Raw genomic sequence first — 15,030 nt, 5'->3', positions numbered from 1 at the left:
GGCTGCGGATCATCCATCGTGCCGCACGTCTGGCGCACCGCGCTTTCGGGCACCCTGGAACGCATGCGGCTGCGTGAGGACCTGGTGCGGGCACTGACCGACAGCGGCGACCTCGTCGACCAGTGGCGGGAGGCGTTTCTCGCGGTGCCCAGGCACGCGTTCCTCCCGGACACCGTGTGGCACTCCGAGCCGCTGAAACGCTTATCGCGCAACGAGAACCCCTCGCAGTGGCTGGCGGTTGCCTATGCCGACGACTGCGTGGTGACGCAGCTCGACGACGGTGCGCCGGACGGCCCCGGGCTGGCGACCAGCTCCGCGAGCATGCCCGCCGTGGTGGCCACGATGCTCGACCTGCTGGATGTGGAACCGGGAATGACAGTCTGCGAGATCGGTACCGGTACCGGCTACAACGCGGCCCTGCTCGCCCACCGCCTCGGCGCGCGCAACGTGACGACGGTCGAGGTGGACCCGGTTCTGGCCCGTCGCGCCCGCGCGGCCCTCGACGCGGCCGGCTACGGAGACGTGACCGTGGTGGAGGGCGACGGGCTTCACGGCTGCCCAGACCGTGCTCCGTTCGATCGGATCATCTCCACCGCCAGTGCGCAGCGCATCCCTTATGCGTGGGTGCGGCAGACCAAGCCCGGCGGTCGGATCGTCAGCCCATGGGGTACCGCGTTCTTCTCCGGGGCACTGGTGTCGCTGACGGTCGGCACCGACGGGGTCGCGCACGGGGGCATCGCCGGGCGGGCGTCCTTCATGGACCTGCGGGCGCAGCGCGTGAGCGCGATCGACATGGACTCCGACATCTACGCCGAGGACCGTGCGGTCGTCACGCGCACGTCACTCCGTGCTGCGGACGTGATCGGCACCTACGACGCGAACATCGCGCTGGCTGTTCTCGTGCCGGACTGTCACGCGCTGCCCACCGCGGACGGACTGTGGCTCGTCGATCCCGGCTCACGGTCGTGGGCGTGCGTGTTCGACGGCGAGGTGCGGCAGCTCGGCGCGCGACAGCTGTGGGACGAGGTCGAAGCGGCCTACCGCTCGTGGACCGGCGCGGGAAGCACACGGGCGACGGGCTGGCGATTCACGGTGGGACCGGCTGGTCAGCGCATCACGCGGCGGCGGTAAGTTGACCCGCATGACCAAGACCGCCGTGCTCAGCCGCTTCGTGGACGAGGAGTCCCGCGAGGAGTTCCTCGCCCGCTACGGCGAGGCGATGGGCGCGTGGCCGCAGGACCGCGTCGAGTCCGATGTGGACACCCGGTTCGGCAGCACCCACGTGCACCGCCACGGCGACGGTGACGGCATCCCGGTGGTGCTGCTGCACGGCGGCAACACCACCCCCGCGGCCTGGCACCCCACGGTGGCGGCGCTCGCGGAGGGGCGGGCGGTCTACGCGGTGGACGTGCTCGGCGAGCCCGGGATGAGCACCCAGACCGCGCCGATGATCAAGTCGGCGGACACCGCGGAGTGGCTGACCGCGGTACTGGACGGCCTCGGGCTGGAGCGCGTGCACCTGATCGGCATGTCCTACGGCGGGTGGATCGCCGCGAACCAGGCGCTGCACACGCCGGGCCGGCTCGCCTCGATCACGCTGATCGAGCCGTCGCGGGTGCTCGCCGAGCTGCGGCCGGTCTTCGCCGTGCGCACGCTGTGGAACCACCTGCTCCGCGTGGAGAGCTTGTGGCGCGAGTACCTGGAGTGGTGCTCGCGGACCTCGCCCGCCGTGCGCGACCTCCAGGTCATGGGCAGCATGCGCTTCCGCAAGCGCCTCATGCCGCCGCGCAAGCTGGGCAAGAAGCAGCTGGCGGGCATCACCGTGCCGACGCTGGTGCTGCTCGGCGCGACCAGTCCCGTGCTGCGCGTGCAGCGAGCGGCCGGGCGAGCGTCGCTCATCCCGAACGCCGAGGTCGTGGTGATCCCCGGCGCCGGTCACGCGCTGCCGAGCGAGCAGCCCGATGCCGTGAACACCCGCATCACCGAGTTCCTCGCCCGCCACTGACCCAGCGCCCGGGTTCGGGCGTCTTCGTAGGACTTCACGCCGCCGCCACCTCGGGGATTGACGTGGTGGGGGTGCATGACGGACAGTGGGGCGAACGTTCGCGCGATCGTTCGTCTTGAGGAGTCCGGGAGGTCGGGGTGGAACGGGTCGTCGTCATCGCCACGGGTGGCACCATCGCCAGTCAGCCGACGATGAGCGGGCTGGCCGCCAGCCTCCACGGACGCTCGGTGGTCAGCGCGGTGCCGATGACGGCGGGGCTGCGCGTGGACGTGATCGACCTGTGCACGATCGACAGCTCGTGCCTGACCATCCGGCACCAGCTCGACCTCCTGGAGCAGGTGCGCGTCGCGCTGGCCGACCCCGAGGTCACCGGCGTCGTGGTCACGCACGGCACGGACACCTTGGAGGAGTCCGCTTTCCTGCTCGACCTGCACCACGACGACCCGCGCCCTGTGGTCCTCACCGGTTCACAGCTGCCGTTGGGGCATGAGGGCTCCGACGCGCCGCGCAACCTCTCCGACGCGTTCCTCGTCGCACAGCAGGCACGCGACCTCGGTGTCCTGATCGTCTTCAACGGCCACGTTCACGCCGCGCGCGGCACGGTGAAGCGGCACACCCTGGACGCGCATGCGTTCGGGGACCCTTCGCACGAGCCACTCGGCCGCATCCTGGGCGGCGAACTGCTGTTGCGTCCTGATGTGCAACGACGGAGTGCTCCGCTTCCCCCTCCGCGCGGAGCCGCGCCACGGGTGGACATCGTGACCCACCACAGCGACGGGGACTCCGTACTGCTGCGGGCCTCCGTCGCGGCGGGCGCGCGCGGGATCGTGCTGGTCGGTGCGGGCACGGGCAACGCAACGCCGGAGATCGCCGAAGCTGTGCGCGAAGCGACCCTCGCGGGTGTCGTCGTCGCGGTTACCTCGCGGTGCGCGGCGGGCCCCGTGGCTCCGGTCTACGCATCGGGCGGTGATCTGCTCGCAGCGGGCGCGATCCTCGCGGGGCACCTCCGGGCGAGCCAGACACGCATCGCGCTGCTGACCGCCTTGATGCACACCGACAGCCCGGAACGCTGCCGCGCGTTGCTGCCGGCGCTACTCGGTACCTGAGGCGCGGGTGTAGCGACGGCCGAGTTCGCGGATGTGCTCCACCAGCTCGGGCGGCTCCTGCACTTCGAAGTCCACGCCCGTCATACCCAGGTACAGCGCCAAGGACTCCAGGGAATCCGCACCGGTCGCGAACACGCAACTGTTCTCGTCGATCGGTTCCAGGGCGCCGTAGGGCTTGAGCCGATCCGACAACGCCTCGGCGGACGCGTGCATCAGGATGCGCGCGCGGAACCGCCACGCCGCCGAAGAAACGCGTGCGGAAACAAAGGTGGCGACGTCGGCGCCATCGGGTAGTTCGCGCGGTGTGAAGCGGGGGCCGGTGGGCGTGCGCGGCTCGATGCGGTCAACGCGGAAAGTGCGCCAGTCCGTGCGGTCGACGTCCCACGCGACGAGGTACCACCGACGACCCCAGTTGGCCATGCTGTGCGGTTCCACCACACGCAGACTCGCGTTGCCGTTGTGGTCGCGGTAGTCGAATCGGAGGCGTTCGTTGTCACGGCACGCGCTCGCGATCGTGGTGAGCACGGCGGCGTCCACGGTCGGCCCCGGCCGCAGCGGGATCGGCACGGTGTAGGACTGCAGCGCGTTGACGCGGCGACGCAGTCGCGACGGCAGGACTTGTTCGAGCGTGGTCAACGCGCGTAACGACGTGTCCTCGATGCCGGCGATCGGGCCGTTGGTCGCGGTGCGGAGGCTCACCGCGACCGCGACGGCCTCATCGTCGTCGAGCAACAGCGGTGGCAGCGCGGCACCCGCGCCCAGCCGGTAACCGCCCGCGGTACCGGTCGTGGCGTTGACGGGATAACCGAGGTTGCGCAGCTTGTCGATGTCGCGGCGCACTGTCCGGACATCCACCTCCAGCCGCTCCGCCAGGTCCGAGCCGGACCACTCGCGGCGGATCTGCAACAGCGACAGCAGGCGGAGCAGGCGAGCCGATGTCTGCAACATGGACGCAGTCTGACAGGCATCGCGGACAGCTTCCGTCCTCAAGGCAGATGGCTGATACCCGGAGAATCACTTCGACGAGTGGCTTCCCTTGCCAAGGTGGGGCAGCACTCGCCAGCCTCGACCGCATGGTGATCACGTTGCGCCCCGCGGTCGTCGCTGCCGGGTGCGTGCTCGGGCTCCTCATCGGCTCGAGCACGGCAATCGCCCACCCCCAGCACTACACCGCAGGCCAGGTACGGACATTCCTGGTGAAGTTCTACGGCAAGCACGGTCCGAGCCAGTACGACCGCAAGCACAGGGTCACCCTGTACCTCCGGCAGCGGGTTGCGGAGACAAAGGGCTACGACCTGTTGCTGTGCGCGCAAAACACGCCACGCGACATCAGCATCGGCAAGGTCACGACGGCGCAGTCCGCGGGCGTGGGGTGGGCGACCGTCACCACGCGGTGGGCCGGCAGTCCGAAACAGCGGTTCACCGCGTACGTGGGCCTGGACGCGAGGAAGCCGATCAAGCTCTACGACATCTCATGCAGGGTTGAATCGTGACCGAACCCGAGAGCGTCGCAATCGGCGAGAGCACCACGGTGTGCCACGACTGCGCCGGTGCGCAGCACGCGGCCCGCGAGTGCTTGCGGCTCAACGGGGAGACCGGGGCGACCGTCGCCGTCGCGCGCGCGTGCCGCACGTGCTCCGGTGTCGGGGCGCTGCCCGGTCTCCTCCCGCCGGTCTAGCTAGCTCGACAACAGTTGTGCGCAGCGGATGAGTCCGATGTGCGAGTAGGCCTGGGGGTGGTTGCCCAGGGAGCGCTCGGCGATCGGGTCGTACTCCTCGGGGAGCAGGCCGGTGGGGCCTGCGCAGTCGACCATCTGCTGGAAGAGTTCTTCCGCTTCGGTGCGGCGTCCGGTGAGCAGGTAGGACTCGATCATCCAGGCTGCGCAGATGTGCCAGCCGCCTTCGGTTCCGGGCAGGCCGTCGTCGCGGTGGTAGCGGTAGACGGTGACGCCGGAGCGGAGTTCGGCCTCGGTGGCGGTGACGGTGGCCTGGAAGCGCTCGTCCTGGGGGTCGATCAGACCCGACAGTCCGATGTGGAGGGTCGCAGCGTCCAGGTCCACGCCGTCGTAGGCCGTGGTGAACGACTGCGCCTCGACGTTCCAGCCGTTCTTCAGCACGTCCTGGGCGATGGTGTCGCGCAGAACGGCCCAGCCGGGGTCGACGTCGCGGTCGTAGGTCTCGGCCAGCTTGATCGCGCGGTCCAGCGTCACCCAGCCCATGACCCGCGAGTACACCCGGTGCCGCGGCGCGTGCCGCTCCTCCCAGATGCCGTGGTCGGCCTCGTCCCACCGCCGCGTGACGGCCTCGGCCATCGCCTCGACCATGCGCCAGTCGTCATCGGTGAGCGCGCCCCGCACTTCGGCCAATTGCGCCACCAGGTCGACGACCGGGCCGAACACGTCCAGTTGGACCTGCTGGTTGGCCAGGTTGCCGACGCGCACCGGGCGCGAGCCCGCGTAGCCGGGCAGCGTGTCGATGACCGCCTCGGGGCCGAGGTGCGTGCCGTGCAGCGTGTACAGCGGGTGCAGCCGCTCCGGGCCCGGCAGCGTGGCGAGCACGCCGTGCAGCCACTTCAAGTACTTCTCGGCCTCGGCCGTGGAGCCGAGCGAGACCAGTGCCTGCGCGGAGAGGGCCGCGTCGCGGATCCAGCAGTAGCGGTAGTCCCAGTTGCGGACACCGCCGATCTCCTCCGGCAGCGACGTGGTGGCCGCCGCGAGGAAGGCGCCGGTCTCGTCGTGCTGCAGGCCCTTCAACGTAAGGGCGGAGCGAGCGACGAGGTCACGCTGGACCTCGGGCAGCCTCAACGTGGCCAGCCAGTCGGACCAGTAGGCCCCGGCGGCCACGCGGCGCTCGTGCTCGCTCCGCGGATCCGGTGAAAGATCGTCGCTGCCGCACCGCAGCTCCAGCACGATCGGCTGGTCCGGCGTCACCTCGACGACGGCCTGCGCGGACTCGTGCTGGCCGTCGGAGGTGATGGTCCACTCCACGCCCGGCGCGCGCAGCACCATCGGGTCGGACATGCCCACGACTCGCAGGCCCTCGGGCTCCGCGACCAGGCTGACCGGCACCTGGCCGAACTCCGGCCGCGGCGCGAAGTCGATGACAGCGCGGGTGTTGCCGGAGATCACGCGGACCAGCTCGGTGTGGCCGGGCGCGCTCTCGTGGTCGAGGTAGTCGGTGACCAGCAGCTTCGACCAGCGCGTCTCCACCGTCATCGTGCCCGGCAGGTAGCGCTGGCCCAGCGGCAGACCGTTGCGCTCCGGCTTGATCCCGAAGACACCCGCGGTCGGACCGCCGAGCAGGTCGGCGAACACCGCGCCCGAGTCCGGCTCGGGGTGGCAGAGCCAGGTCACCTTCGCATCCGGCGTCAGCAGCGCCACGGAGCGCTCGTTGGCCAGCATGGAGATGCGCTCGATCGGCACCGCCTGCTCGCCGTGCAGCCAGGTCCGGCGCACCTCGACCAGGAACGCCAGCACCGCGGCGACATCGGCGGTCTCGGTGACGCGGAACGGCGCCACGGTCTCGCCGTCGCCCACCTTGATGCCCAAGTCGGGACCGGCCAGTGTGGCGAACGCCTTCTCATCGGTGACGTCGTCGCCGAGGAAGATCGCGGCGGTCGCGCCGACCTGGCGGCGCAGCACGTTCAGGGCCTCGCCCTTGTCGGTGCGCACAACGGCCAGCTCGACCACGGCCTTGCCCTCGGTGACCTGGACACCGTCCCAGGTGCACGGACCGCTGCGCACGGCGTTGAGCAGGCGCTCCCCCACCTCGGGCGCGGCGCGGCGCACGTGCACGGCGACGCTGGCGGGCTTGTGCTCCAGGTAGACGCCTTCGAGCCCGGCAGCCAGCTGCTCCAGTTCGGCACGCACGCGCACGAGCAACTGACGGGTCGGGCCTTCGAGCGCGTGCACGAAACCGACGTCGAACTCCGAGCCGTGGCTGCCGACCAGGTGCACCTCGGAGGGCAGCCGGGACAGCGTGGCGAGGTCGCGCAGCGCGCGCCCGGAGATCACCGCGACGGTCGTCGAGGACAGGGAGGCCAGCGACCGCAGCGCGTTCACCGACTCCGGCAGCGGACGGGCCTGCTCCGGATCGGCGACGATCGGCGACAGCGTTCCGTCGTAGTCGCAGGCCACGAGCAGCCTGGGAGTTCTGGCGAGCTGCACCAGGGCCCGGCGCAGCTCGGCGGGCAGCGCCGCGACCCCGGACGGGGCCGACGCGGGCGTTGCTGCGAGCACCATGGGGAACCTCTCGATTACCGTGCGCCACCGTGCGAATCACGGCTGTGCCTGTCCGCGGGAACATAATCCGTTACCCGTGGGGAACCAAACACGTACCGGAATTCGTAGCCTGGGCTTGAGGCCCGCTTAGGATTTGACGTTTTCTTAGGAATTCGACCAGTTGCGGCACATCGAGGACGTCGAACGGGCCGCGGACACCACGGCCTGCCACGGCGGGAGGTCGTGACCGGGGCGCGGGCGCACCACCCAGCGCGGGCCGGGCTCGTCGGCCGAGCGCGGCGGCAGCGCCAGCCGGGTGCCCGGCGCCAGCAGCTGGACGTCGATCCGGACCAGGTCCAGCACCGTGTCCACGCGTACCGGGGTGACCGGGCCGGTGAGGAACACCCAGCGCTCGGGGTGTCCGGGGATGCCGAGGACCGGGCCGGAGAGCAGGTGGAGGGAGAGCATCGCGTTCGTCTCGGCGCCGAGGCCCGCGCGCATCGAGATGGCGCCGACGGTGTCCCCGACGACGAGTGCGGGCTGACCGGGGACCAGCCCCTGGGTCAGGCCGGGCAGCTGGACTGAGGCGGGAGGCTCCGAGATGAGCGTCATGGCTTCTATCCCCTCGTGTGGCGAGGTACGTGATGTACCTCACTTCCACCAAGGAAAGCATCTGGTTCCACCATTCGACCGTCAACCGGTTATTAACGCTCTCAAACCGCTGAAATTTGCACAAAAGTACCGACCTGCGGGTATTTGCCCAATGCATTTGGCCGACGGTTGTGGAGGGTGACGGACCGGCCACGATCAGTACCCGATCCGGGCCACCGTCTCGACGCGGGAGCCCGGCGGCCGGTACTCCCTTCCTAGCCGAAGTCGGCCACGGCGAGGAGGTTGCGATGGCGGGGATCATCAGCGAACCCGGGATCCGCTCGATCCCCGGCCTCCTGCTCGCCCGGATCCGCAGCACCCCGGACGCCGAGGCGCTGCGCTTCCGCGGCGCGTCCGGCTGGGAGTCGCTGACCTGGGCCGAGACCGGGGTCCGGGTCCGCGAACTGGCGCTCGGGCTGCTCTCGCTCGGCCTCGGCGACGGCCGCACGGCGGCGATCCTGTCCGGCACCAGGGTGGAGTGGCTGCTCGCCGACCTCGCGGTGCTCGCGACCGGAGCGGCCACCACGACGATCTACCCGTCCAACACCGCCGACGAGTGCGCGTTCGTGCTCGCCGACTCCGGCAGCGCGGTGGTCTTCGCCGAGGACCAGGGCCAGGTCGCGAAACTCCGATCGGTGCGGGAGAAGATCCCCGGCGTCGCCAAGGTGGTCGTGATCGACGGGGACGCGGGCTCCGGCGACGACTGGGTGATCACCCTCGACGACGTCGTCGCGCTCGGCCGCGACCAGCACCCCGCCGCCTACGACAGGGCGGTCGAGGCGATCACGCCCGACCGGCTGGCCACGCTGATCTACACCTCGGGCACCACCGGCAGGCCCAAGGGCGTCGAGCTGACCCACGACAACTGGCTCTACATCGCCGAGGCGGTCGACTCGCTCGACCTGATGCGCCCCGACGACCTGCACCTGCTGTGGCTGCCCATGTCGCACGTGTTCGGCAAGGCCATCGAGGTTGCCATGATCAACGGCGGCACACCGACGGCGGTGGACGGCGCGATCGACCGGATCGCGGCGAACATGGCCGAGCTGCGCCCCACCGTGCTCGGGGCGGCCCCGCGCATCTTCGAGAAGATCTACAACACCGTGCTGGCCACCGTGCGCGCCGAGGGCGGGGTGAAGCTGCGGCTGTTCCGCTGGGCGCGCGCGGTCGGCCTGCGGCACGCCGCCGACCGCCGTGAGGGCCGCCCGTCGCCGCTGTGGCTGCGCCTGCGGTTCGCGCTCGCCGACAAGCTCGTCTTCGCCAAGCTGCGGGCGCGCTTCGGCGGGCGGGTGCGCTACTTCGTCTCCGGCTCCGCCCCGCTGTCGCCGGAGATCGGCGAGTTCTTCGACGCGGCCGGGCTGCAGATCCGCGAGGGCTACGGCCTCACCGAGAGCTCGGCCGCCTCGTTCCTGGCCCGCCCCGACGAGCTGCGCTTCGGCGCCATCGGCAGGCCGCTGCCCGGCACGGAGGTCCGCATCGCCGAGGACGGCGAGGTGCTGATCAAGGGAAGGGGCGTCATGCGGGGCTACCGAGGGCTGCCGGAGGCCACCGCCGCGGCGCTGGAGGACGGCTGGCTGCACACCGGCGACATCGGCGAGCTGGACGAGCGCGGGCGGCTGCGGATCACCGACCGCAAGAAGGAGCTGATCAAGACCTCCGGCGGCAAGTACGTGGCACCGCAGGCGATCGAGGGCAAGATCAAGGCGGCCTGCCCGTACGTGGCCAACGCACTGGTGCACGGCGATCGGAGGAACTTCTGCGTCGCGCTGGTGACCCTGGACCCCGACCTGGTGGCGAAGTGGGCGGGCGCGCGCGGGCTGTCCTGCGACATGGCGGAGCTGACGCCCAACCCGGAGCTGCGCGCGGCGATCCAGGAGGGCATCGACGCGGTCAACGCCACCCTGGCCCGGCACGAGACGGTGAAGGCGTTCGCGATCCTCGAGGAGGACTTCACCGTGGAGCGCGGGGAGCTGACGCCGAGCCTGAAGCTGCGGCGGCGGGTGGTCGAGGAGCACTACCGGGACCTGCTGGACGGCTTCTACGACGGGATGATCGAGAAGGTCTGAGGCCCCTTCGCCAGTGCGGCCGGCTGGCGAAATGCCTCACGAACGGAATACGGTCACGGATATACCGGCAGCGGCTTCTTGATGGTCACGGACGGCCGTTCCGCGACGCATAAGACCTGTTGAGATGCCATCCAAAGGAAAAGAAGGCGGCACATCACGAATCTGGCACAGCGCCGGGAGTTGCGGCGCCGCAACCGCCCCCATGAGCAAAGGGCCGGGCTGCGCATGGCGACACCCGAAGACCGAGGTTGTAAAAGAACACAAACATGCCGCAGCCCGGGAACCCATTTCACCAGGTCACCCCATCCGAGAAACCCCGTCACCGCGACGGAGCAACAGTGCTGCGCGGCGGGCCGACGCTGTCGCGCACGACCGTCGAGACCTTCCCCGCGCGGTCACGGCTGCGCACCGCCGCGCTTGCGCAGCGGCACCCCGGCGTTGAGCAGCAGGGTCCTGATCACGTGGTAGGACAAGCCGGTGCTCGCGGCGAGGGCGCGCAGCGTCGCACCGGCCAGGTAGGCATCGGCCAGCGGGGCGACGTCGACGGAGCAGCCGGCGGCGGTCGTGACGCCCGGCTCGACCCCGGCCCTGACCAGCAACAGCCGCAGCGTGCGCCGGTCGATACCGGTCTCGTGGGCCAGCTCGCGCATCGACCGGCCCCGCTCGTACGCGCTCGCGACGGCCTCGGCGGTTTCGCTCACCGTCTCACGCAGGCAGGTCGCGTCACTCGTGCGCACCCCCGCTTCCAGCAGCAGCTGGCGCACCTGGGCTGGGCGCCGGTTCACCTGGCTGGCCAGTTCCTGGATGGGGCTGCGGCTGCGCAGGAAACGGGCGGCGAGCTCCTGGGCGATCTCCCGCCGCTGCCGGCCGTAGAGCCGGGACGGGTGCTCAGCCACGAGATCCGTCCCGGTGCATCCCGACACCGCCGCCACCCGGCCGACGAAAGGACTCAGCGGAAAAAAATCTGCCGCGCGAAACGAAACAAGAACAAGATTTCACCCATACTGCCGTCACATCCGCGTCGCCTCCAATCCCCCGGAATACCCCCGACCGACGACAGCGCAGGTGGCGAACTCCGTTCATTTCGCTAGAGAACCCCACCGATGCCGTCGCGAGCACATTGCACCCTCGACGAGGCTATCCAAGGATTAACACGAGTGTCCAGACGAACATCCACTGTCCACTCGGACAGCCCCGGACGGATTCGCGGGTCCAGCGATGAACAGAACCGGAAAACCGGTTGTCCCGGAGGCCGTCTTCCCGGAATCGGAATGGCGGACCTCGGCCGACTGCTCCGGCAAAGGTGACGACGCGTGGGTCGGGGTGCGCGGCACCAAGCGCCCCGACGCCCCGGTCCTGAGACCGTCGGCGAGCAGGCGTTCGCCAAGAAGAGCCAGAAGTTCGTCAGCGACCTGGAGACGGCCTACTCCTCGATGGCGCCGCCGATCTCGCGCAGGTGCTTGCGGAAGGTGTGCGCCGGGTCCGCGGCGCGCCGGGCGAGGTAGTCGTCGAAGCGGGTCTGCTCTCGCAGTGTCCGGCCCGCGCGGATGCGGTCGGCCTGCTCGCGCTCGGTGCGCCGGATGCGCTCGGCGACGGCCAGCACCTCCTCGACGCGGTCGGCGGGGACGAACACCACACCGTCGGAATCGCCGAAGACGAAGTCCGCTGTGGAGATCAGGTGCGGCCCGAACCGCGCGGTGGTCAGCGCGTCGGGTTCCTGTTGGTCCAGCCGGACCGGGCCCGGCGGGTAGCTGCCGTAGCTGAACACCGGCAGGCCGATCTCGACCAGCTCCGGCGTGTCCCGGTGCAGGCCCCAGACGGCGAGGCCGGACACGCCCGCCGCGGCGGCTTCGAGAACCGCGAGGTCGCCGACGCACGCCTCGTCCTCGCGGCCGCCGTTGTCGATCACGAGGACGTCGCCGGGCTCGGCGTTGCCGAAGGCCTCCAGGAACACGTCGACGCTGCCGTAGTGCCGCACCGGCAGCGCGCGGCCCGCCAGGCGGTGCCCGGGGACCACCGCGCGGATGCCCGAAGGGGCGGATCTGAGCGGCACGTCGGCCCGAAGGCACGCATCTGCCACCAATGGCGTTGACAGGTCTGCGAAAGCGTCCACCATGACGTTGATGATGACCCTCCGCTATGAGGACGCCGCACACCGGGCCGTCGCCTGGCTGCTGGAGCGACCGCGACCGGACGACCTCGCGTGCTACTACAAGTCCCCCGCGGTACTCGGTCTCGCCGGGCACCCGCGCGAAGCCCGGAGCGTGCGCGACGAGGCGGTGGCGCGGTTCGGGACGGCCGACGGCGACTTCGCCACGGCGGAGGGCGTGAAGAGCGAGAACGCGATCTTCACCGAGTTCTGGTCCTACCCGAACGGCTGGATCGCCTTGGCGGCCCAGCGATCCGGGCGGTTCGGGGTCGCCCGGGCGGCCTACCGGCACCTGCTCGGATATCGCGCTCCTGACGGCGGTTTCCGGTCGAACCGCTCCGCCGAGCCCGACGTGCTGACGACGGCGCACATCGGCCTCGTCGCGCTCCAGCTGGCAGACCTCGGCACCGCCGGTGCGGCCGGTCAGTGGCTGTCGCGCTTCCTCGCTTCGGGGCCTGAGCGGGGGCAGGAGTTCCTGCTGCGCGCCAACGGGTCCGGGGCCCTCCAGGTACTGAGTACCGGAAAGCCGGACCAGCCGTACTTCATGATCGGCTATCCGATGGCGTTCCTGGCGAAGCTGCACGACGCGACCGGCTCGGCGGCGGCGCTCGCGGCGGCCGAGGGCTTCGCCGACTACGCGCTGCGGTGCGGGGAGAACCTGCGGAGCTGCCTGTTCAGCCACAAGGTGGCGTGGGGCGCCTCGCTGCTCGCGAGGACGACCGGCGCGGAGCACTACGCGGAGCTGGCCACGGACATCGCCGAGCACCTGCTGAGCCTGCAGGCGCCGGACGGGTCGTGGTCGCCGGACGCTGCGGACCACACGACCTTCGACGACACCGCGGAGATCGCGCACTGGCTGCTGGAGATCACCGCGGAGCTGCCTGCGCGCCGATGAGCCGGACCCTGCCTGCGATAATGCGCCGGTGAGCTCGGGGACCGAAATTCGGCAGGAACGCGCGTGGATCACGCCGCGGATCGCGTGGAGCGTGTTCGGCGCCGCGATCCTGCTGCACGCGCTGACCTTTCTGATCTGGCCGAAAGCGGCTCCGGTCGGCGTCGACCTGAACGTCTACCGGGCGGCGGGCGAGACCGTGCTCGCCGGACGCCCGCTGTACGAGGGACCGATCACCTTCCAGATGGAGTGGACGTACACGCCGTTCGCCGCTCTGGTGTTCGTGCCGTTCGGCGTGGTCCCCGTGGTCCCGCTGGCCGCGGTGGTCACCTCGGCGCACTTCCTGCTGGTGATCCCCGCCGTGATGCTGTCCTGGCGCACCCTCGGCCACGAGCGGAACCGCACGCTGTTCCTGACCTCGGTGCTGATGGCGGGTGCGGCGCTGTGGCTGGATTCGGTGTGGCTGACCACCGCGCTCGGCCAGGTCAACCTGGTGCTGATGATGCTGGTGCTGCTGGACGTCAGCCGCTTCCGCGGCTCCCGGTGGCAGGGCGTGTGCACCGGGATCGCGGCCGGGATCAAGCTCACCCCGCTGATCTTCGTCGGCTACCTGGTGGTGACCGGCCGGTTCCGCGCGGCGGCCACCGCGCTGGCCACGTTCGCCGCCACCATCGGGCTCGGGTTCCTGCTGCTGCCCCAGGACGCCGCCCGGTACTGGGGCGGGGTCTTCCTGTCCTCCAACCGGATCGGCAACACCGCCTCCTACAGCAACCAGTCGATCAGCGGCATGCTGGCGCGGCTGACCGGGGACACCAACGCGACGTCGGCGACGTGGCTGGCGCTCGCGCTGGTCGTCGGAGTGCTGGGCACGGGCTTGGCGGTGTGGGCGCACCGGCGCGGCGAGGAACTGCTCGCGGTGACGGTGGTCGGCATGACCGGGACGGCGGTCTCGCCGTTCTCCTGGGAGCACCACTGGGTGTGGTTCGTCCCGCTGCTGGTCTACCTGGTGCACCTCGCGCGCACGGCAGGGCGGCCGGGCTGGTGGGTGGTCGGCGGGGTCTACGCGCTGACCTTCGCGTGGATCGTCAGCTTCCCGCCGGTCGGCGGGAAGACCCAGCCGGAGATCGGGTTGTTCGCGCTGCGCTCGTGGCCGTGGCTCGAAGCGGTCACCAGCAACGTGTACCTGCTCGTGTTCGCGCTCTCCTCGGTGTGGATCGTGTCGCGGTTGCGGAAAACCCCTGTCGCGCAGCAGTCCTGACGTGGTTCGGTCGGTCATGACCTCGCTGTGGTGCGGAGAACTCGTCCGGTTGCGTGCCGTCGAGCCCGAGGACTGGGCCGCCTTCGCCGCCTTCGACCGGGACACCGCCGACCAACGCGCCACCGACCGCGTCTTCCCGCCTCGCTCGGAGTCCGGCTACCGCGCGTGGGCGCAGGAGGAGGCGGCGGGCTCCGGCTCCGACGTCTTCCGCCTGGTGATCGAGGCCGTCGCGGGGAGCACGTTCGTCGGCTCGATCAACACCTTCGACGCCCGCCCGCTGGACGGCTGCTTCAGCTACGGCCTCGGCGTGCTGCGGCAGTACCGCCGCAGGGGCTACGCGCGGGAAGCGATCACGCTGCTGCTCGGCTACATGTTCGGCGAGCGCAGGTACCAGAAGTGCGATGTCAGCGTCTACGCCTTCAACGAGGATTCCCTTGCGCTGCATCGGAAACTCGGGTTCGTCGAGGAGGGCAGGAGGCGTCGCCAGCTGTTCGCCGGCGGCGCGCACCACGACGTGGTCCTCTTCGGCATGACCGCCGAGGAGTTCCGCGCCTGACGGCGGGCGAGGGTGGCTTTCGCCCGATCCTGGGGACCCCCGCTTTCCATTGTCGCGGGCGGAACGTCGCGGGGTGAGCCCCGAGGCGGGGGTGGGCGGAGTTCCACTCACCCCCCACCCGAGGTCCA

14 protein-coding genes are annotated in these 15,030 nt (G+C 70.5%); 9 read left to right on the top strand and 5 right to left on the bottom strand.

Translation table 11 applies throughout. From position 1 onward, the window contains the following. The first annotated feature begins 63 nt into the window (after positions 1-63). The 3 genes from BLT28_RS00860 (at position 64) to BLT28_RS00850 (ending at position 3,111) form a co-directional block, all read left to right on the top strand. Positions 64-1,131, top strand: coding sequence for a methyltransferase domain-containing protein (locus BLT28_RS00860; RefSeq protein ID WP_063766564.1), 1,068 nt, complete (start codon positions 64-66; stop codon positions 1,129-1,131). A 10-nt stretch (positions 1,132-1,141) separates the two neighbouring features. Then, positions 1,142-2,005: an alpha/beta fold hydrolase gene (locus tag BLT28_RS00855; RefSeq protein ID WP_030429380.1), complete on the top strand. Its 864-nt coding sequence runs from the start codon at positions 1,142-1,144 to the stop codon at positions 2,003-2,005. A 137-nt stretch (positions 2,006-2,142) separates the two neighbouring features. Then, positions 2,143-3,111, top strand: coding sequence for an asparaginase (locus BLT28_RS00850; RefSeq protein WP_043811267.1), 969 nt, complete (start codon positions 2,143-2,145; stop codon positions 3,109-3,111). Here the strand turns inward: BLT28_RS00850 and BLT28_RS00845 are convergent. Further along, on the bottom strand, positions 3,097-4,059 hold the full coding sequence (locus BLT28_RS00845) for a helix-turn-helix transcriptional regulator (RefSeq protein WP_030429382.1): 963 nt from the start codon (positions 4,057-4,059) through the stop codon (positions 3,097-3,099). The genes BLT28_RS00850 and BLT28_RS00845 overlap by 15 nt on opposite strands. 125 nt (positions 4,060-4,184) lie before the next feature. Between BLT28_RS00845 and BLT28_RS00840 the strand changes: the two genes are divergently transcribed. Next, positions 4,185-4,604, top strand: coding sequence for a hypothetical protein (locus tag BLT28_RS00840; RefSeq protein WP_030429383.1), 420 nt, complete (start codon positions 4,185-4,187; stop codon positions 4,602-4,604). Continuing rightward, positions 4,601-4,789: a hypothetical protein gene (locus BLT28_RS00835; RefSeq protein ID WP_030429384.1), complete on the top strand. Its 189-nt coding sequence runs from the start codon at positions 4,601-4,603 to the stop codon at positions 4,787-4,789. Before BLT28_RS00840 ends, BLT28_RS00835 begins: the two co-directional genes overlap by 4 nt. Here BLT28_RS00835 and otsB read toward each other — a convergent pair whose 3' ends face one another. Next, entirely contained in the window at positions 4,790-7,351 is a 2,562-nt protein-coding gene (gene otsB, locus BLT28_RS00830) for a trehalose-phosphatase (RefSeq protein WP_083383623.1), read from the bottom strand. A gap of 144 nt (positions 7,352-7,495) precedes the next feature. Further along, positions 7,496-7,942, bottom strand: coding sequence for a hypothetical protein (locus BLT28_RS00825; protein WP_052408113.1), 447 nt, complete (start codon positions 7,940-7,942; stop codon positions 7,496-7,498). Between the two features lie 287 nt (positions 7,943-8,229). Here BLT28_RS00825 and BLT28_RS00820 point away from each other — a divergent pair, with 287 nt between their 5' ends. Then, on the top strand, positions 8,230-10,047 hold the full coding sequence (locus BLT28_RS00820; protein ID WP_030433156.1) for an AMP-dependent synthetase/ligase: 1,818 nt from the start codon (positions 8,230-8,232) through the stop codon (positions 10,045-10,047). A 395-nt stretch (positions 10,048-10,442) separates the two neighbouring features. Here the strand turns inward: BLT28_RS00820 and BLT28_RS41150 are convergent, their stop codons facing one another. Continuing rightward, positions 10,443-10,943 carry a helix-turn-helix domain-containing protein gene (locus BLT28_RS41150; protein ID WP_197683944.1) on the bottom strand — a complete coding sequence of 167 codons (501 nt, stop codon included), beginning with the start codon at positions 10,941-10,943 and terminating at the stop codon, positions 10,443-10,445. 527 nt (positions 10,944-11,470) lie between these two features. Beyond that, positions 11,471-12,163, bottom strand: coding sequence for an RraA family protein (locus BLT28_RS00810; protein ID WP_030433154.1), 693 nt, complete (start codon positions 12,161-12,163; stop codon positions 11,471-11,473). On the opposite strand from BLT28_RS00810, the gene BLT28_RS00805 reads away from it, so the two are divergent. Genes BLT28_RS00805 through BLT28_RS00795 form a run of 3 tightly spaced genes read left to right on the top strand, consistent with a single transcriptional unit; the run spans position 12,162 to position 14,902 of the window. Next, the gene (locus tag BLT28_RS00805) at positions 12,162-13,091 is read left to right on the top strand and encodes a hypothetical protein (RefSeq protein WP_030433153.1); all 930 of its coding nucleotides are present in this window, start codon (positions 12,162-12,164) and stop codon (positions 13,089-13,091) included. The two genes, BLT28_RS00810 and BLT28_RS00805, sit on opposite strands and share 2 nt — an antisense overlap. A 28-nt stretch (positions 13,092-13,119) precedes the next feature. Further along, entirely contained in the window at positions 13,120-14,346 is a 1,227-nt protein-coding gene (locus BLT28_RS00800; RefSeq protein ID WP_052408111.1) for a glycosyltransferase 87 family protein, read from the top strand. 16 nt (positions 14,347-14,362) lie between these two features. Then, positions 14,363-14,902: a GNAT family N-acetyltransferase gene (locus BLT28_RS00795; RefSeq protein WP_030433151.1), complete on the top strand. Its 540-nt coding sequence runs from the start codon at positions 14,363-14,365 to the stop codon at positions 14,900-14,902. The last annotated feature ends 128 nt before the right edge of the window (positions 14,903-15,030 follow it).

The sequence above is a fragment of the Allokutzneria albata genome, from assembly GCF_900103775.1.
Lineage (GTDB): Bacteria > Actinomycetota > Actinomycetes > Mycobacteriales > Pseudonocardiaceae > Allokutzneria > Allokutzneria albata.
This window is presented reverse-complemented; position numbering and strand designations above follow the sequence as displayed.

Bases quoted from the DNA above. Each gene is read 5' to 3' on its own strand.
- BLT28_RS00860 (WP_063766564.1), top strand. From the start codon at position 64: ATGCGGCTGCGTGAGGACCTGGTGCGGGCACTGACCGACAGCGGCGAC.
- BLT28_RS00855 (WP_030429380.1), top strand. From the start codon at position 1,142: ATGACCAAGACCGCCGTGCTCAGCCGCTTCGTGGACGAGGAGTCCCGC.
- BLT28_RS00845 (WP_030429382.1), bottom strand. From the start codon at position 4,059: ATGTTGCAGACATCGGCTCGCCTGCTCCGCCTGCTGTCGCTGTTGCAG.
- BLT28_RS00840 (WP_030429383.1), top strand. From the start codon at position 4,185: ATGGTGATCACGTTGCGCCCCGCGGTCGTCGCTGCCGGGTGCGTGCTC.
- otsB (WP_083383623.1), bottom strand. From the start codon at position 7,351: ATGGTGCTCGCAGCAACGCCCGCGTCGGCCCCGTCCGGGGTCGCGGCG.
- BLT28_RS00825 (WP_052408113.1), bottom strand. From the start codon at position 7,942: ATGACGCTCATCTCGGAGCCTCCCGCCTCAGTCCAGCTGCCCGGCCTG.
- BLT28_RS00820 (WP_030433156.1), top strand. From the start codon at position 8,230: ATGGCGGGGATCATCAGCGAACCCGGGATCCGCTCGATCCCCGGCCTC.
- BLT28_RS00805 (WP_030433153.1), top strand. From the start codon at position 12,162: ATGACGTTGATGATGACCCTCCGCTATGAGGACGCCGCACACCGGGCC.
- BLT28_RS00810 (WP_030433154.1), bottom strand. From the start codon at position 12,163: ATGGTGGACGCTTTCGCAGACCTGTCAACGCCATTGGTGGCAGATGCG.
- BLT28_RS00795 (WP_030433151.1), top strand. From the start codon at position 14,363: ATGACCTCGCTGTGGTGCGGAGAACTCGTCCGGTTGCGTGCCGTCGAG.